This is a genomic window from Celeribacter sp. SCSIO 80838 (assembly GCF_056498065.1).
Genome location: NZ_JAZKMA010000001.1, coordinates 1582241 through 1600622, shown reverse-complemented (window position 1 = coordinate 1600622; position 18382 = coordinate 1582241). Strand labels below are relative to the sequence as shown.

Genomic DNA, 18382 nt, shown 5'->3' with positions numbered 1-18382 from the left:
GGAGGTCCCTCCACAGATATTTTCGACATGCGGGGCGCAGCCCCCGCTCAGGAGGATTGACATATGCGTGCCAAACACAGCCTGCGCATCACGCTATTGACCACGGCAGCCCTCACCCTGCCGCTTTCGGCTCTCGCCCAAAGCTTCGAAGATACGCCCTACCAACTCGACGAAATCATCGTCTCCGGCAGCCTCACCCCCGTCGCCGCCAGCAAGACCGGCGCGACGGTGGAAAAACTCGACGGCGAAGAGACCGGCGGGGCCACCCAATCCGTCCTTGAGGTGCTCGACACCCTTCCCGGCGTGTCCTTTAGCTCCAATGGCGGCCTCGGGGCCTCCTCCTCCCTGCGGATCCGCGGCCTCAACCCGCGCTACATCGGCGTGCGCATCAATGGCATCGACGTCACCGACACCTCAGGCGGCCAGATCGAATACGATTTCGGCGGGCTGACCGGCTTTGGCATTTCCTCGATCGAAGTGCTGAAAGGCTCGCAATCCGCGCTTTACGGCTCCGAAGCCATCGCAGGCCTCATCGACATCCGCACCGACAGCGCTGTCGAGCCGGGCTACAACACCACGATCGAACTCAGCGGCGGCAGCTATGGCACCTATTCCGCCGGGATTTCGTCGGTGATGGAAAGCGATACTGGCAAGCTGTCCTTCGGTCTGTCGCATGTGAAAACCGACGGGTTCTCCGCCCGCGCCAGCGACAATGAGGATGACGGCTACGAAGCCACCACCCTGACCTTCGGTCTCGAACAGGATGTCTCCGACAGCGTGACGCTGGGTCTCTCCGGTCTCTACATGACCTCGGACAACGAATACGACATGTCCACCACCGACAGCTCCGGCGAGTCGACCCGCGACCAGAAAGGCCTGCGCACCTTCGCCCGCATTCAGGGCGACGCCATCACCCATGAGATCAGTGCCTCGCTCTTCGACACCGAGCGCAGCTATCCCGGCGGCTATACCGAGGATTACTCCGGCAAGCGCCGCGAACTGGCCTATCTCGGCTCCACCGATCTCTCCGCGCTCTCCACGCTGACCTTCGGGTTCGAGTATACCGAAGAAGAATTCAACATCGACGGGCTGACCGAGAAGGACCGCAACAAGGCCGTGAAAGCCGAATGGCTCCGGTCCCTCGACGGCTTCGAAACTTCCGTCGCTCTGCGCTACGATGACCATTCCGATTTCGGCGACCACCTCTCCGTGCGCGTGGCCAACGCCATCACCCTCGCGCCCAATTGGACCCTTCGAACGGTGCTCGGCACCGGCTTCCGCGCCCCCTCGCTCTACGAACGCTATAGCCCCTACGGCAAAGAAGACCTGAAAGAAGAAACCAGCCGCAGCTCTGAAATCGGTATCGAACGCAGCTTTGGTGGCGGCGACTTCGCCAAGGCAACGCTGTTCTACACCGAGATTGAAGACCGGATCGACTACGACTATGCGACCTGGACCTACAATCAGGTCGACGGCACCACGACCTCCAAGGGCCTCGAACTTTCCGGCCATTACACTCTGTCCGACACTCTCTCCCTGTTCGGCAATTACACCTATACCGATGCGAAAACCGCCGGGGCCCGCGCCGAACGCGTCCCGCGTCACGATCTGGTCGTCGGCATCGACGCCGTTCTGAACGACCGTGTGAGCGGCCAGTTCACCGTGCAGCATGTCGCCGATATCGTCCCGAGCAGCTATGCCCCCGCCGATCACAAAGTGGGTGACTACACGCTGGTCAACGCCGGTATGACCTACAAGCTCAACGATGCGACCGCGCTGTCGCTGCGGGTCGAAAACCTCACCGACGAGGATTACGAGACCGCCGGAGGCTACAACACGCCCGGCCGCTCCGCCTATCTCGGTCTCAAAGCGTCCTTCTAAGTGCGCTTTCCGGGTTTCATACCGCTCACCGCCGCCCTCGTGATCACGGGGGCGGCGGCTTTTGCCCAAGACCTGTCTCCAGAGGCATCGCAAGAGACCCCGCCCGCGCCCAAACGGGTGGTCTCGATCAATCTCTGCACCGATCAGCTTGGCATGATGCTGACCGCCCCCGGTCAGCTTGTCTCGATCACCGTACTGGCCCGCGATCCGCGCGCCTCCGTGATGGCGGACGAGGCCCAGAGCTATCCCAGCAACACCGGTCAGGCCGAAGAGATTTACCTGCTGAAACCCGATCTCGTGCTCGCCGGTCAGTACACCTCGCGCGCCACCGTCTCCATGCTCCGCAGGCTCGGCATCGCCGTCGAGGAATTCGCCCCCGCACAGTCGCTCGAAGACGTCCCGGCCAATATGCTGAAGATGGGCGAAGCGCTCGGACGCGCAGATCAGGCCCGCGACATGGCCGATACTTTTGCCCGACGCTTGTCCGACAGAAGTCCGACGCAAGTCCGACGCCCCACAGCGGCCACTTACGCGGCCAACGGCTACAGCTCCGGGGTGCAAACTCTGGCCGGTCAGATCATCGAAACCGCAGGGTTTCACACGTTGGCCACCGAGCTTGGCCTGCCCTATGGCGGCTTCCTCCCGCTTGAAGCTCTGGTCATGGCCAACCCCGATCTGGTGATTTCCGGCTCCGATTATCCCGGCGAAGCCCGCGCCGAAGAGGTGCTCTCGCACCCTGCCCTGAAACGCCTCACAGGCGGTCATATGGCGATGCAGGACCGCGACTGGATTTGTGGCCTGCCCTCTGTTCTCAATGCCGTGGACAAGCTCCGGGACGAGCGTCTGCGGCGGGAGGAAACCCAATGAAGTCCTCTGTTCTCATAGCCCTTCTCACCCTGTTGCTCGTCGTGCTTTTCGCACTTTCCCTCATCGTCGGCGTCGCCAAAGTCGGCCCGATTGAGAGCCTTGTGGCGCTCTTTCACGACAGCGACGGCCCATTGAGCATGGTGATGCGCGAGATCCGTTTACCCCGCGCACTCTTGGGGGTGATGGTCGGTGTCAGCCTTGGTCTCGCCGGTGCCGCGATGCAGGGATACTTGCGAAATCCACTTGCAGAACCGGGGGTTATCGGCATTTCCGCCTCCGCCGCCTTGGGCGCCGTCATCGCCCTGCAAAGCGGCTTTGCCGCCCTCTTCGCCCTCGCCCTGCCGCTCTCCGCCCTCACCGGCGCCGCCACCTGCGTCATCCTCATCCTGCTCCTCGCCGGGCGCGGCGGCGGCACGCTGTCGCTGATCCTTGCGGGCATCGCGGTCTCGGCCCTCGCCTCCGCCCTTACGGCCCTCGTCCTCAACCTCTCGCCAAATCCCTTTGCCGCCAATGAGATCGTCTTCTGGATGATGGGCTCGCTGGCGGATCGCTCCTTCCTCCATGTCTGGACCGCTCTGCCAGTGATGGCTGCGGGCTGGCTGCTGCTGTCACTCACCGGGCGCGGGCTCGACCGGCTCACACTCGGCGAGGAAGCCGCCGCCTCCATGGGCGTCAACCTCAAGCGCCTGCGCTTCATCCTCGTCGCGGGCGTGGCCGCCTCCGTAGGCGCCGCCACCGCCGTCGCAGGCGCCGTAGGCTTTGTCGGCCTTGTGGTGCCGCATGTGCTCCGCCCTCTGGTCGGCGCACGGCCCGCACGGCTTTTGCTCGCCTCCGCTCTCGGCGGCGCGGCGCTCGTTCTGGCCGCCGATGTCGCCGTGCGGCTGATCCTGCCGGGACGCGACCTAAAACTCGGCGTCCTGATGGCGCTGGTCGGTGCCCCCGTATTCTTTCACCTGATCTGGCGCATGCGGGGACAACCATGAGCATTTTGTCCGTTGAAAACCTCACCGTCCGGCGCGGAGACCGTCTCACGCTGAATCAGGCCAGCTTCTCGGTGAGTGTCGGCGAATTCGTCGGCCTCATCGGCCCCAACGGAGCGGGCAAATCGACACTCATGCGCGCCGCCCTCGGATTGATCCCGGCGGAAGGCGAAAGTTCTCTGGCGCAACTTTCCCCCGCCGCCCGTGCCAGGGCCGCCGCCTGGCTGCCGCAAACGCGCGAGATTGCATGGCCGGTGAGCGTCGCGCATCTGGTCTCACTGGCGCAAAACGAAAACCAGGACGCCCCCGAAGTCATTGCCGCCCTGACCCGCATGGACCTCATGACCTATGCAGAGCGTCCCGCGACCGCACTGTCGGGTGGGGAACAGGCCCGCGTGCTGATCGCCCGCGCGCTGGCGCAGGACACCCCCCTTCTCCTCGCCGACGAGCCCATCGCCGGGCTTGATCCGGCACATCAGATCGGCGCGATGGACACCTTTGCCACGCTCGTCTCCGAAGGCCGGGGCGTCATCGCTTCGCTGCACGATCTGGGGCTGGCTGCACGTCACTGCACCCGGCTGATCGTGATGTCCGAAGGCCGGATCGTCGCCGACGGCCCCCCGCGAGACGTGCTGACCGAAGCGCTTCTGGCCGAGGTGTTTGCGATCCGTTGTCTGCTCTCGGACACGCCCGAGGGGCTTGTGGTGCAACCGCTTGCCCAGATATCAAAGCCCTGACATGGCTGACATCTTTCTGACCCCGCATCTCACTCGCCCCTGGCTGATCGCCGATCTCGGCGCGCCGATGCGGGTCTTGAGCTTTGCGCCCTATCGCCCCGGCTTCGTCACCGCACGACACATCGTCTGGCGCGAGCTGAAGAATGCCGATCTGCCGGTAGGGCTCGAAGTCGACGACTGGATCGCAACCGAGATGGCGCGCACCGATCATGTCGATGCCGTCGGCCTTCTGACCTCGCGCAACATCACACGTTTCAAACGCGCCGAAGTGACGGTTGAGGGCGCACGGGTCGCGGCGCTTGCGACCGTGGGGCTTGGCAATGCCGAACGCATCGGCGCGCGCACCCCGCGCGATTGGGCGGTCGAAAGCTATGGCACGATCAACATCGCCGTACAGACCGACATGCCGTTGCGGGAGGTGGCCCAGATCGAAGCGCTGACCATCGCGGCGGAGGCCCGCACGGCGGCGGTGATGGAGGCAGGCCTGCGCTTCGCGGCAGGTCCCGTCACTGGCACCGGGACCGATTGCCTCGCGCTTGCCGCCCCCGCAGGTCAGGGCGCCTACGCCGGATTGCACACCGCCTTGGGGGAGGCGATCGGTCGGGCGGTCTATAGCGCTGTATCCGAGGGGGCCGCCGAATGGGTGCGGGAAAATCCCCTGATGATGCGCAAGGTGTTCGGCGGGAAATGACCCGCTTTAACGTCGCTTGCCCATGAACCATGACAGGGACGGCAAACGCGACCACCGCATCGCCGCCTCGAGCCGCTGCAAACGGTTTTCGTCGATCTCGAACAGATCGGCAATCCGCTCCGACGACCCGGACCAGCCCGGGCGCTCCCCGATCCGCTCATAATCCAACGCCTCGAAGATCACACCATAGCGCTCCCGCAGCCAGAGCAGATCGGTCGAGCTTTCATCCAGATAGGCCGCGACCTCCGACAGAAGCTTCGGCCGCTGCGCCCCGGACACGCGTTCGTCTGCGGCCAGAAGGCGTTTGCGATAGCGGTTTCTTTCGCGCAGCACGACATTGTCCTGCCCGGCGAACTCTTCGCGCTGGACGCTCTGCATCAGATGCGCGGCCTCTGCGCTCATGCTCTCGTTGACACTTTCCCGCGTCCCCGGCCCCTGCCCGGTCAGACCGAGTTGCGTGGTCAGGAAATCTGCAACGATATCGCCCTGCACAAGCGCGTCCCTGTCATAGGTTCGAACCTCGACATGGCCGGGAAACGCCGCGTCCCAAGTCTCGAGTGCGGTTCTGACATGCAAGGGGGCGACAGGCAAAAGCGTGGCCGAATGCCGGACGCGTTGCAGCGCTAGGGAGGCGAAGTATTTCGAAGGCTGGCGGACATAAACCACGATCTGCACCTCGGAGAAACACGCCGCCAAGCGCATCAAAAGCGTCTCACGGCCTGTGAGGCCGAGGCGCGCGAACAGATACTCGGTCGAAAGCACGACGGTTGAGGGCGCGGTCGTGCGGATCTCCTCCTCCAGCGCGCGCCATTCCGTCTCGAACAGCCGATCGGCCTTGGCCTGCGACCGCCCGATCTTGTCGATCAAAAGCCGCGAGCCATGCGCCTCGAAATCAAGCGGCAGGGAGAGAAAGGACTGCGACTTGCCTTGTCCCGGATAAAGAACCCCCTGCGTGCGCAGGAAGGGCCGGGATTTCGCAAGCCAGTTTTGCAGGGCGCTTGATCCCGTCTTCGGCATTCCGACATGCAGCACCAGTTTCGGCTTGGGACGGGAGGTCATGGAGACACCTTGAACAGTACTTCGGACATCCCGACAAAAGCCATATTTGGCGGGCAAGGTGAAGCCCTCTCCCGGCAATGTGACGCTTTCACCATCTCAGGCCTTGCCGTATTTCACCGCCCAACCTTTCAAGACCAGCAAGCTGCAAAGCGCGAGAACGGCAGCCGTGACGGCGAAGGACGCGCGCGCCATAGGGTCGAACACGGCGCAGACAGCCAGAACCAGAGAGACGGCAGCCAGACCCGAAGTAAGCCGGTTTTCCCAGGCCAGAAGCGCATCCACCGCCAGAATCGCAACGAAAGCGCCCATAAGGCTGGCGGCCACGGTCCAGAGATCGCCCACGAGCAAAAGCCCCGGCGCATAGACAAAGAGGAACGGCAGGACATAGATGATCCAGCCGAACCGCATCGCGGCAAAAGCCGTTTTCGTGAAGGACTCGCCGGAGATGCCGCTGGCCGCAAGCGCCGCAAAAGCCACCGGCGGGGTGATCATCGAGACCACGCCGAAATAGAGCACGAAGAGATGTGCCGCCATCAAGGGCACACCGAGCGCCACCAGCCCCGGTGCCAGAAGTGTGCCGACGATGATATAGACCCCGGTCGTCGCCATCCCCGCGCCCAGCACCATGGCGGACAATGCCGTCAGGATCAGGGACAGCAGGAGGCTGGTTTCGCCGATCTCCCGAATACCGAGCGTCAGGCTCACATCGAGCCCGGTCATGCCCAACACACCGAGCACCACGCCAAGGGCCGAACCCGCGATCACCAGAGAGGCGGTGGTCTTATAGGCGCTTTGGGCGGAGGACCTGATCCGGCGCCAAAGCTCGGCGGGGCCGTGCAGGATCCACCCCGAGAGCAGCGCCGCCACGATGCCTGCGATGCCCGCGAGTTCCGTCATCCTGTCGCCCTTGAACATCACCGTCACGATGGCGATCACCGGCAGAAGATGCCAGAGATCGCGCCAGGCCAGTTCAGGCATCTCGTCTTGTGCTGTCGTGGCGGACGGTTCGGTCCCCTCGGACAGAGGCTCGCCCTCGATCCGCGCGGCCATCCAGCTCGCCTGTACGAACATCACCGTGTAACAAAGGATCGCCGGAACCGTCGCCGCGAGCGCGATGCTGCCATAGGACAGCCCGGTCAGATCGGCCATGAGAAAGGCCGCAGCCCCCATCACCGGCGGGGTGATCTGCCCCATGGTCGAGGACACCGCCTCGATCCCTCCCGCCTTGGTCCCCGGAAGGCCGAAGCGGCGCATAGCCTGAATGGTGAAAGCGCCGGAGGTCAGCACGTTGGAGCTGGCGCTGCCGGAGACCATGCCGAAGAGGCCCGAGGAGACAATGGTCGCCTTGATCGCCATGCCCTTGCCGCGCCGCGACATCTTACGGGCAAGCGCGTCGATCGCCGCCGTGCCGCCGGAGATCTCATACACCGCACCGAAGAGAATATAGATGGTCACCGTGCCGGCGATCACACCGAGCGTGCGACCGAGAAAGCCGTTGCCGCCGAACACCAGATAGACCGTGTAACGTTTCAGATCGACGGACGCGGCGTCGAACGGCGCAGGGAAGAACTGCGCCAGATAGCCGACAGCGAACACGCCGAACAACAAGAGCCCCATCATCGGGCCGCTGGCCAGGAACGAGGCCAGCAGGGTGACTGCGATCAACAGCACCGAGACGGTGAGCAGCCTTGGCGTCGGCATGATGAACAGCGCCGCCTCGCCCGCGAAATGACGAAACAGGAAGAGCCCGACGCCGAATGCGGCGCAACCGGCGAGGAAGAAGCCCACGCGCGGCAGAGCGGCGGACAGGTTTCGCGCCCGGAGCCACAGGGTGAACCCGAGCGCAAGCGCAAGCTCGACCGCAAGGAACTGGTCGACGACGAGATTGGACCGCAGCCAGTCGAACGGATCGATCGCCCAGAGACATGGCAGCAGCACAACAGCGAGACCGGACAGGGAGATCAGGAGCCTGAGCCCCCCGTCCGCAACATTCCTGCGATCAGTGGTCATCTCGTTTACTTGATCTGACCGTGCTCTTCATAAAAGGCCATGGCGGCCGGGTGATAATCGAGGCCGATATCGACATACATCGCCTCGGGATCGAACCAGTCGAGGCTGGCCACGGACTCGACCATCGTGGCCTTGCCCGCGTAAAGCCCTTTGAGCAGCGCCGTCACCGTCGCGTCGTCCTCATCGGCATGGGTGTAGACGAAATAATCGTACTGGAGGATCTGGGTCGGTGCCTTGATCGTCGTCAGCGTGGGCTGCGGATCGAGCATCTGAAGACTCGCCACCGGCATGATTTCCCTGATCTTCGCGGCGGCATCCTCGACACCCCCGAGTTGCAACGCTCGCAGACCGCCCACGTCACGCGACACCTGTTCGTCGCGCGGCGTGCCGATCACATGGATCAGAACATCGGTATCTCCCGCCACGAACGCCTCCGCCATGGCGGTGAAATTCGCGACCTGCACCCGTTCGACATCGTCATAGCTGAGCCCGCCCGAGGCCAGCAGCGCCGTGATCAGCGCCTCGCCGGTCACGGCCTGAACGAAGCCTGCGGGCACTCGTTTGCCTTTCAGATCGGCGACCGAGGTGATGCCGCTGTCCTCGCGCACACCGAGCGTCATGCGCATCGGCAGAAGACGCGCCACAAGTCGCAGGTTGTCCATCTTGTGGTCCTTGAACCGGCCTTCGCCGAGCATCGCCTGACGCACCGCGATGGCGTTCTCGAGACCGAAATCGACCTCGCCCGCGTTTATGAACGGGCTCGCCTGACTGGTGCTGTCATAGGGCTGCGGTCGCAGGTCCATGTCGCTATCGTCATTGGCCGCCTTGCTGATCGCGAGCGCATAGTTGTAGGTGCTCGATCCCTGACCTGCGGACGCAATGGTGCTGGGCTCTGCGGTGGCGGCCATGGGAACACAAATCCCCAATGCCATCAGCGCAGTGATGACTTTCCTGAACATGTAAATTACCCCCCCTGAGAGGTCTGTTGTTGACGTTAGGGAAGATGCAACAGGCCGTGCAAACAAATCAACGACAATATCCCCCGTTCCGAACTTGCCTGCGAATTTGACATCCGTTAGCCTCCGAAACCATCAGAACAGGCCAGAGGCGGGGGGTCGCAATGGCGAAACGGTTTGGCGCAGGACATGCTTGATACGACCGCGCGCGATGCGCTCCGGCTTGCCTATGACTTCGCTCCGCCCGAAACGGAGCGCGAACGTCTGATCTGTGGCATTTTCTCCGATGTCATGAAGGTCGCTCCCGTCGGCCTTGACGACGATTTCTACGATCTCGGCGGCGATTCCCTCATGGGAGAACAGATCAGCCTGATGATTCAGGAAAAGACCGGCAAGGATTTTGCCGTCTCCGCCCTGTTCGACTACCCCACGCCCCGCCTCATCTCCGAATTTCTGCAAGACGGCCAGGCCGAGATCGCTCCGAACTCACATCCGATTTTCGTCGTGCATGGCAAGGGCGGCTACACCGCGCCGCGTCCCGAATTCTATGCCGGTCTTTCGCAGGGCACGAAGCTCGTGATGTTCGAGCTTCCCGGCATCAGGACGCGCACGGACTATCCGCGCGACATTCCCGCCGTCGCCGCGGCCTATGTCACGCAGATCATGCGTGACTACCCAACCGGGCCGGTGCTGCTCTCTGCCTTCTGCGCGGGCGGCCTGATCGCCATCGAGATGATGGCCCAGCTCAAAGCCGCCGGGCGCGAGGTGCCCAGTCTCGTGCTGCTCGACCCCAGCGCGCCGCGCCGCGTGCTCAACCGGCACAGGCTTCAGTCGAAGATCGAGACCGGCAACGCCAATACGCTCGACCGGCTGCGGCATCGGCTGCGCTATACGCCCCGGACACCCAACGCATTCGACCGTCTTCGGGACCGGATCGAACGTGGCCTGCGCCTGCTCGCCACTCTGGACGATGCGCGCAAGGCCTCGCGGAAAAAGCAGGGCGCGTTCTGGAAATACCGGAACGCCGGGTTTCGCATCCTGCCGCGTGCCAGCCTGATCGTTGCCTATCGTTTCGCATGGCCAGAACCCTACACCGGCAAGGTCACGATCATCGCCTCGCAGCAACGCGCCAAGGCGCTGACGTCCGAAACCTCGGTCTGGCAGCGCTTCATCCCGAACCGCACCGTCGAGGTGCTGTCGGAAACCCATGGCGACATCGGCCAAGCCAACGCTGACGCCGTGGCCGCGCGGATGGAACAGCTTCTGCTGGAACCGCTGGCCTGAAACTCCCGCCTCAGCTTTCGAGCGAGGCGCGCAGTTCCCGGCGCAGCACCTTCCCGTTGGTGTTGCGCGGCAGGCTGTCGAGGAAGATGAATTTCCGGGGCCGCTTGTCGGGCGCAAGCTGCACCCGGCACTCTGCAGCGAGATCGCCCTCGGTCACGCCGGATTTGGCCACGACGAAAGCGGCAATTTCTTCGCCGAACTCGGCGCTGGCGAAGCCGGTGACGGCGACATCCTCGACCCCCGGCACCGCCTGAAGGACCGTTTCGATCTCCGCCGGATAAACATTGGCACCACCGCGAATGATCATGTCGGAACTGCGCCCGACCACCGTCAGGAAACCGTCCGGCGAAACTTTCGCCAGATCCCCGGTATAGGCCCAACCGTCGCGGATCTTGTCGCCTGTCTCTCGTTCACGGTTCTTGTACATCCCCTCGGCCATGCCGTGGCTGCGCACCCGCATCGCCCCCACCTCGCCTGCGGGCACCGGGTTGAAATCCTCATCGACGATCTCGAGACGTACCGTCGGGAGGACCCGCCCGTCCGTGTGGCTATGGCTCGCCACATCCGCCCCGGCGAGCACCGAACAGGTGCCGGACACGGAGGAGGAAAAGCAATGCAGGAATCCGGGCGTCAACTCCTGCCAGGCCCGAAGCTTGTCATGCGCCTCCATACCGGAGCCGCCGCAATAGAGCATTTCCAGATCGGGCATCAGCGGCTTTCCGGTCCCCTTCGACAGGCCGAGCATAGCCTTGACCGTAGCGGGTACGGCAAACAGGAAGGTGATGCCCTGGGAGTTCACCTTTTCGATCAGTTCGTCGGCCGCGAAAATCGGCGGATGGAAACACACGGTCGCCCCACGCATCAACTGCCCGATGGTGTGGTTGCGCGAAGCGGAAAAGGACAGCGGATAGGCGTTGAGGAATTTGCCGTCGAAGGGATAATGCGCCTCGAACCCGTAACCGAAAGACCGTAGCTGGATGGTCCGGTGACTTGCGACGATGCCCAGAGGCCGCCCCGTCGTTCCCGAAGTCAGGGAAATAAGCGCCGGGTGGCTTTCGGTCCCGTTGCGCTCGATCGGTGCATCCGATTGGCGGGCGGACGTGTCTTTCCACCCTGCATCGCAGGGAATAGAACGATACGCTCCATTGGACAAATCCCGGTCTTCGAGAATGGCCGCCAGATCGAATTCTTCGCTCAGGCGCGTTCGTTCATCGGCGCGGTTGCGGAAATCTATCGGTACGGCCACCGCATCGAGCATCCAGATCGCCACCATCGCGAGCACCGTATCCACACTGTCCCGCAGCACCAGCCCGACCTGATCCCCCGCCTTCAGCCCCTCGGCTTGAAACTGCCGCGCCCATTGTGCGGAAGTGGCCACAAGACCGGCGAAGGAGACGCTGCGCGCACCGGAGACGAGGGCGGGCCGCGCCCCATATCGTGCCCCGAGGGCATGAAATGTATCGGCGAGATTGCTGTGGTTTTGCTGGTTCATGTGGCGGTCCATCTGGCGTAGCGTCGGAACGGAAGGCTTGCGGGAAGCCTGCACCAGAAAACACATATGCCCGATATGAGGAAACAGATTTTCGCAAAATGCACAGATTTCCAAAAGCTTTCCCGCAAGACGGTCACGACGCGGGCAGGAAACGGCTCCGGAAACGCCGTGACAAGCCTCAGGGCACACAGTATCCTGCGCCACGTAACCTTCAGGAAAGCACGCGACAGGCATGCCCTTATATCACATTAACGGCAAGCTGATCTTGTTCATGCATATTCCCAAGACCGGCGGAACCTCCGTCGACACCTGGTTGCGCGGTCTCGGCAAACCCATCCTCGGCTCCATCGGAGAAGAGATCGACTGGCTGCCCTGCGTACCGCAACACCTGCATGCCGAGGCGCTTGCGAAGCTCGTGCCACACGGCACACCCGATTTTGCCTTCGCCATCGTGCGGCATCCGGAAAAGCGGATGATCAGCGAGTTCTTTCATCGCCACAAGGACAAGCGCACCCGACGGATCGGCCCCTATCTGCGGCGGCGCGCTTTCGATGAGATAACAGCGGAGCAGATGAGCCGGTATTTCGAGGTCTGGCAGGACCGCGCCTTCGCCAAGTTTCGCAAACACCCGTTCTGGGACGACAACCATGTCCGGCCGCAAAGCGCCTTCACGGACTGGCCGGGCCTGCATGTCTTCCGCTTCGAGGACGGGCTCCAAAGCGTCTACGACAAGGTCACCGGGGAGCTTGGCCTGCCGCCTGAGGGCGAAGTGCCCCGCCTGAATGAGAGCCGCAAGCACGACCTGATCCTCACCGAGCGGGCCAAATCCCGCATCCGGGCCTTTTATGCCCGAGATTTCGACATCTGGTACAGTTGAAACCCGAACCCGGTCTTTTCTCTGCGTGCAATGCTCTGAACAAACTTGCAAAACGCCGTGGGGGCATTCTAACTGCAAGAGTGACGCTGCGTCACGCACCATAGAGAACACCCCGCATTTCACGCCAGAGTGAAGTCCCTCGCGATCTTTCCAGCCGATGCGGTCAAAGCCGAAAGAACCGGACATGAAAGCCTGCATCGCAACCGGAACCTATCACGCGAGCGGGGAGACCTTCGTCAATCGTCATATTGACGAACTGTTCGGCGGCAACACCTGTGTGCTGTTCAACACCGCCAAAGGCGGCAACCCGCTGAACAAGCCAATCATGTCACGTCGCGACAGGCTCGAGTTTTCACCCCGCAAACTCGTCCAGACGGTGCAATACCTGTCTCGCTACGGCACCGCCGCGCTGCCGCGCGGCCGGGCGCAAGACCGTGTCGAGACCTTCCTTCGCGACCAACGCCCCGATCTCATTCTGGCCGAATTCGGTCCCGAGGCGATTGCCCTGACCCCGCTCGCCCGAAAACTCGGCCTGCCGCTTTTCAGCTATTTTCGCGGCTACGACGCCTCCAAACTCCTGAGGCATCCCGATAAACGGCACGCTTATCGCAAATGCATCCCCCACTGGAACGGGATCTTCGCCGTGTCGCAATTCCTACTCGACAATCTCGCAGCCCACAGCATCACCCATCCGAAGAGCGCGGTGATCCCGAGCGGCGTCAACACCGACCTGTTTCAGCCCGCGGAAAAGCGCCCCTCCAGCTTTCTCTTCGTCGGTCGTCTGGTCGAAAAAAAAGCCCCTGACCTTGTGCTGCGCGCCTTTCTCGATGCCGCGGGTTCCTCCCATCAGGCACATTTGACCGTGGTCGGAGACGGCCCGCTGCTCAAATCTTGCCAGTCTCTGGTTGCCGCACGCAGCATGCAGGACCGTGTCACCTTCACCGGCGCCCTGCCGCACCCGGAGGTCAGCGCCCTGATGGCCCGCACCGCCGTGTTGCTGCAACATTCCGTCACCGCGCGCAATGGCAACACCGAGGGCCTGCCGACCTCGATCCAGGAAGCCATGGCCTCGGGCATGGCCGTGCTCTCCACCCGCCACGCGGGCATCCCCGAAGCGGTGGTCGAAGAGACAAACGGACTGTTGATTGCGGAGCATGACGAGGCGGGCTTTCGCGACGGGATCGTCGCGTTGGCCAACGCGCCCGACATGGTCGCCCGCATGGGCACAGCCGGGCGCAGCCGGGCCGTCGCGCAGTTCGACAACCGCAGCCTTCTGGCGATGCTGGAAGCACGGCTCATCGACTGGATGTAAACCGTTCCGAGCTGCCACACAAAACTTGACAGATGTGCATGGCTTCGCAAAGGTGCTACGGCATCTAGCACCTCTGTGCGCCATTCCCCCGCAGCCTGCCCGTTCCTTTTCATCATGTTTTCCGATCACGCAGGAGACCCAATATGGACGCTCCCCAAACAAGAGACGCCATTCTCGACGCCGTGGCCAAAGCCGCACAGGTCGACCCCAAAACGCTGAGCGACAGCACACCCTTGGGCGCAGGCGGGCTTGGCCTCGACTCCATCGGCATGCTGGATCTTGTGCTGGAACTCGAGGAGGTCACCGGCCTGCAATTGCGCAGCGAAGATCTGGGAAGCGACGCTCTGGCAACGCTGGGGGGGCTGATCCAATATATGCGCTCTCTCTGATCCGCCGCCCGAGGCGCTACATCCCGACCGAACACGCCCGAGCCCCCGGTACGCTGACAGACAAGCTCGCCCAGCTGCGCGATATGTCCGAGGATCGTCCACCGCACCCAAGGCTTTGGAAACGCGCGAAACAATTCTGTCCGGGAACCCGGTCCGAGCGACGCGACTGGTGCGCTCGCGCTTGGTGGGGGATCGCGGCGGGTGAATTGCTCCGGGTCTTCCTCTATGACCGCGCCACCCGTGCCCAGGCAATGGAGCTCGTTCTCCCCCCGGACCTGACCGCGCTCGATCCCGCCCTGAGCGGGCGCGGTGCCATTTTGGCTGCGGCGCATCTCGGCCCGCCCAAATTCGCGATGAATCTGGTACTGGACCGCTTTGCCAAGCCGCTGATCGTGACCAACTCACAGGACATGCCGGACTGGCAACGCGTCGAAGACGGGCTGTTTCTCAACCCGCGCGATCCTCAGGCCCGCGCACAGATTCTGCTCAGGGGCGCCGTGCAACTGCGTCGCGGCGGCGTGTTTTTTGCGGCCCCCGATGGCAAGCAGACCCAGGACACGCTCCGGGTCGACGGGTTCGGTCAACATTGGGATTTCTCCGTCGGCCTGCCAGCGCTCGCCCAGAGGATCAAGGCCAACAGCTTCGTGTTTCTGGCGCTTTGGGAGGGGGAACGGATCGCCCCGCGCTGCACCCCGATCACGGTACCGGCGGAGCTTGCCCCCGAAGACCATCATCGGGCCTGGATCGAGGCGTACTGGCGCAGCCTGTCTTCCGTGATCGCAAGCTCCCCCGAAAATCTCCGCTTCCTCGCCCCGCCGCTTCGCAAGGAGTTCACCCGATGATCTGGCAGCGTTTTCTCGACACCGCCGCACGCCATGCCTCGGCCCCCGCCCTGATCGGCGATCAGGGCACCCTCAGCTACGCGGAGCTTGTCGCCCGGGCAAAGGACGAAGCGCACAAACTGCCGGACCGTCCCACCGGCGCGGCGCCTGCCCGTGTGCTGCTCGTGTCGACGGAGCCGGTCACCCTTCTGGTGCGGGTGCTGGCCTGCTGGAGCAAGGGGCTGGTCCCCGTCCTGCTGCGCGACGGGCAAACGCCCGAGAGCCTTGCGCGCATCCGCGAGATCGCCACCCCTATCGCGATCCTCTCCGACGAGACGCCCGAAGCCCGCCTCCCGGACAGCCGACAGCCCCGTCCCCCTTTCGGTCCGCGCGACGAGGCGCTTGTGATTTGCACCTCCGGAACCACCGGGACGCCCAAACTCGTCGCCCTCTGCGCCGAAGGGGTGGAGACCACGGCCCGGGCCATCGTCGAGGACCTCGGATTTGCCGAAGGGGACATCATTGCGGTCGCCACGCCGCTGACCTACATGTACGGGCTGATGGGGGCCTCGGTGAGCGCTCTTCTGTCCGGTGCCGCGTTGCGCATGTTCCAGCCCGGTCAGCCGCTGACCATCGTGCAGGCGGCGATCCGGCGCGAGAACATCACGGTTTTGCAGGGGCCGCCCTCGCTGATGCGCCTGTTTCTGGCCTATTGGAATGGCACGCCCTTCCCCTCCGTGCGCCTTGTGACCACCGGCGGCGAATACATGAACGCGGATCTGGTCGACAAGCTCTCGCAAGCCTTTCCCCAAAGTGCCTTCCGGCTGGTCTATGGCATGACCGAGGCCGGGCCGCGCATCTCACATGTCCGCACCGTCCAGCATCACGGCGCGGGCCTCGTGGTCGGCCGTCCGTTCGATCATTTCGACTGGCGCATCGACCCGGTGGCGCAGGAGGGACTGCCGGACGGGTCCGGGCGCCTTGCTCTGCGCGGGCCGAGCGTCTGTCTGGGCTATATTCAGCCCGGTAACCAATATGAGGGCGTCGAGCCCGACGGCTTCTTTCGCTCCACCGATCTGGTCTGCGAACGCGATGGCCAATTGGTGTTCCTCGGGCGCTATGACCGGCTGTTCAAAACCGGCGGCAAGCTCGTCAACCCGCTCGAGATCGAGGACCTGCTGATGCGACATCCGGCAGTGCATGACGCCGCCTGCCACGTGCAAGAACACCGCCTTCTGGGACTGGTCCCAGTAGTGGACGTGGTGCTCGAGACCGGGATGGAGAGCGATCTGGACGCCCTGAAAGGACATTGCATGGCCCTAGAACCCCATGCCAGACCGCATCGCATCGACATCGTCCCCGCACTCGAAATCGCCGCATCGGGCAAAAAGGCCGCTCGCAAAGCGTGAACCGATCCGGAGCCCTGCCCCCCCATGCGTCCTGGAAACGGTCGAAAACTTAGTCCCGAAGGATATGGATAGGAAACTGAAAATCTCCGCGACGATGCCATGTGCAATCACCGTCCCGTGTCGTCACACGTAACCCCTCGTCGCGCCACTCAAGACGCACAACGCTCCCCGGCTCACACTCAATCCGGCTCCAGACAAAACCCGGATGGCCCGCCGCCCATGTCGACGGCCAGAGGGTGACTGTGGGCACATCGTTCACGCCCAGCCGTCGTTCCTCGCGCAGGACGACACATCTGGTTCCACCGGGATCACAGACCGAGCGGAGCTTCGCAATGCCCCCCGCCTCTCAAATACGCCAGCGCATTTGAGAGGCGGGCCCAGAAGCGCCAAAATAACGGCAGGGACAAAGCCAATCGTGAATGCGCCCCATACTCTGCTCATTGACAGAAATAACCGTCCTTGAAGGCAGGCGCTTTCCTGCCCGGAAATGTACCTTCTTTTCGATCGGCTTCAGGAAGACGGCAGGCTGACACAGAATGTCGTGCCCTCTCCGCTTTGAGTCTCAAAGGAGATCGTGCCGTTCATCTGTTCGACCAGCGTACGCACGATGTTCAGCCCCAGCCCGGAACTGCTCGCGCGTTTGTTGTTGTCCCAACTGGCTTTGGTGAAGCGTTCAAAAAGCGTGTCACGCAAAGCCATGGGGATACCGCCGCCGTGATCACGGACGAAAATGGCAACATGTGCATCCGTTTGTTGCGACCAGATTTCAACGGCTTGCCCGCGTTCAGAAGCCTTGACCGCGTTCGACAACAGATTGGAAAGAATCTTGATCAACTGCGACGACACAGCCCGCACCAGAAGCGCAGCATCGGTCGGTCGCATTTTGACATCGACCCCGTGATAGGACCCATAGCCCTGATGGGTTGCCACCAGACTCTCGAGCAGGCTTGCGACCCCGATATCCTCACTCGCGGGCTTCGACCCCGCCTGAGCGCTTTCGTTGAGATCGAGGATTTCCTGAATGAGCGCAAGCATCCTGTCGCTGTTGGCTCCCGCAATGTTCAGGAGCGATTGCGCCTTGTCCGACAGCGGCCCGACCAGACCGGATTTCATCAGATCCAGAGCCCCTTTGATGCTGGTCAGAGGGGTGCGCAATTCATGGGTGATGACGGAATTCACTTCCTTGCGCAGATAGTCGGCACTTTCCTGCTCCGTTTCAAAATGAAACATCGCCACGAAATAGCGTTCGCCCTGTTCGTCCACAGTCGCCATCACGCGCCCGTTCAGACGTTTGTCTCCAAAGGCCGGATGGGTGCGGAAAGTGGCGCTTCCACTGGTTTCCGCCTGATCAAGGGGACCACCCTCGGCCATCAAATCATGAAAAAAACCGCCTTCGCAAAGATGTTCGGCGGCACGCGCCGCAGAGCCCCCGCCCAGCATATTGCGAGCTGCGGAGTTCATGTAATGTGGCGCGGCCATCGTGCGCTCGAACACGAGAACTGCATCGGACATCCCGTCCCAAAGCGCCCCGTTGAGCTTAGATCCGGCCTGCACAAAGCACGCCGCGTCTTCGCCGAATGCATAGCCGGTTACGCCGTATTTGAGCTTACATGTCAT

At 63.0% G+C, this 18382-nt stretch carries 16 protein-coding genes; 11 read left to right on the top strand and 5 right to left on the bottom strand.

What is annotated here, in order from left to right:
- The first annotated feature begins 63 nt into the window (after positions 1-63).
- From V1475_RS07975 to V1475_RS07955, 5 genes are read left to right on the top strand one after another with little or no spacing between them, the layout of a single operon-like run.
- Positions 64-1881, top strand: coding sequence for a TonB-dependent receptor plug domain-containing protein (locus V1475_RS07975; protein ID WP_479412319.1), 1818 nt, complete (start codon positions 64-66; stop codon positions 1879-1881).
- Entirely contained in the window at positions 1882-2748 is an 867-nt protein-coding gene (locus V1475_RS07970) for an ABC transporter substrate-binding protein (protein ID WP_479412318.1), read from the top strand.
- Entirely contained in the window at positions 2745-3731 is a 987-nt protein-coding gene (locus tag V1475_RS07965) for a FecCD family ABC transporter permease (protein WP_479412317.1), read from the top strand. Before V1475_RS07970 ends, V1475_RS07965 begins: the two co-directional genes overlap by 4 nt.
- Positions 3728-4465, top strand: a complete 738-nt coding sequence (locus V1475_RS07960) for an ABC transporter ATP-binding protein (protein WP_479412316.1) — start codon at positions 3728-3730, stop codon at positions 4463-4465. Before V1475_RS07965 ends, V1475_RS07960 begins: the two co-directional genes overlap by 4 nt.
- Position 4466: 1 nt before the next feature.
- A complete protein-coding gene (locus V1475_RS07955; protein WP_479412315.1) occupies positions 4467-5156 on the top strand; it encodes an adenosylcobinamide amidohydrolase in 690 nt (229 codons plus the stop codon).
- Positions 5157-5162: 6 nt separating this feature from the next.
- On the opposite strand, the gene V1475_RS07950 is transcribed toward V1475_RS07955, so the two are convergent.
- From V1475_RS07950 to V1475_RS07940, 3 genes are all read right to left on the bottom strand, one after another.
- Complete coding sequence (locus V1475_RS07950) at positions 5163-6215, bottom strand: hypothetical protein (protein ID WP_479412314.1); 1053 nt, start codon at positions 6213-6215, stop codon at positions 5163-5165.
- 96 nt (positions 6216-6311) lie between these two features.
- Positions 6312-8225 (bottom strand): TRAP transporter permease, encoded by a 1914-nt coding sequence (locus tag V1475_RS07945; RefSeq protein WP_479412313.1) that lies wholly within the window; start codon positions 8223-8225, stop codon positions 6312-6314.
- 5 nt (positions 8226-8230) lie between these two features.
- Positions 8231-9184 (bottom strand): TAXI family TRAP transporter solute-binding subunit, encoded by a 954-nt coding sequence (locus V1475_RS07940; protein ID WP_479412312.1) that lies wholly within the window; start codon positions 9182-9184, stop codon positions 8231-8233.
- A gap of 186 nt (positions 9185-9370) precedes the next feature.
- On the opposite strand from V1475_RS07940, the gene V1475_RS07935 reads away from it, so the two are divergent.
- Positions 9371-10465 (top strand): thioesterase domain-containing protein, encoded by a 1095-nt coding sequence (locus tag V1475_RS07935; protein ID WP_479412311.1) that lies wholly within the window; start codon positions 9371-9373, stop codon positions 10463-10465.
- Positions 10466-10475: 10 nt separating this feature from the next.
- Here V1475_RS07935 and V1475_RS07930 read toward each other — a convergent pair whose 3' ends face one another.
- Positions 10476-11957: a class I adenylate-forming enzyme family protein gene (locus V1475_RS07930; protein WP_479412310.1), complete on the bottom strand. Its 1482-nt coding sequence runs from the start codon at positions 11955-11957 to the stop codon at positions 10476-10478.
- A gap of 232 nt (positions 11958-12189) precedes the next feature.
- Between V1475_RS07930 and V1475_RS07925 the strand changes: the two genes are divergently transcribed.
- The 5 genes from V1475_RS07925 (at position 12190) to V1475_RS07905 (ending at position 16765) form a co-directional block, all read left to right on the top strand.
- Complete coding sequence (locus V1475_RS07925) at positions 12190-12834, top strand: sulfotransferase family 2 domain-containing protein (protein ID WP_479412309.1); 645 nt, start codon at positions 12190-12192, stop codon at positions 12832-12834.
- A gap of 184 nt (positions 12835-13018) precedes the next feature.
- Positions 13019-14146 (top strand): glycosyltransferase, encoded by a 1128-nt coding sequence (locus V1475_RS07920; RefSeq protein WP_479412308.1) that lies wholly within the window; start codon positions 13019-13021, stop codon positions 14144-14146.
- Between the two features lie 143 nt (positions 14147-14289).
- Positions 14290-14535, top strand: coding sequence for an acyl carrier protein (locus V1475_RS07915; protein ID WP_434288763.1), 246 nt, complete (start codon positions 14290-14292; stop codon positions 14533-14535).
- A gap of 251 nt (positions 14536-14786) precedes the next feature.
- Positions 14787-15377, top strand: coding sequence for a hypothetical protein (locus V1475_RS07910; RefSeq protein WP_479412307.1), 591 nt, complete (start codon positions 14787-14789; stop codon positions 15375-15377).
- Positions 15374-16765: a class I adenylate-forming enzyme family protein gene (locus V1475_RS07905; protein WP_479412306.1), complete on the top strand. Its 1392-nt coding sequence runs from the start codon at positions 15374-15376 to the stop codon at positions 16763-16765. The genes V1475_RS07910 and V1475_RS07905 overlap by 4 nt, the downstream gene beginning before the upstream one ends.
- A gap of 510 nt (positions 16766-17275) precedes the next feature.
- Here the strand turns inward: V1475_RS07905 and V1475_RS07900 are convergent.
- Positions 17276-18382 (bottom strand): sensor histidine kinase, encoded by a 1107-nt coding sequence (locus V1475_RS07900; protein ID WP_434288768.1) that lies wholly within the window; start codon positions 18380-18382, stop codon positions 17276-17278.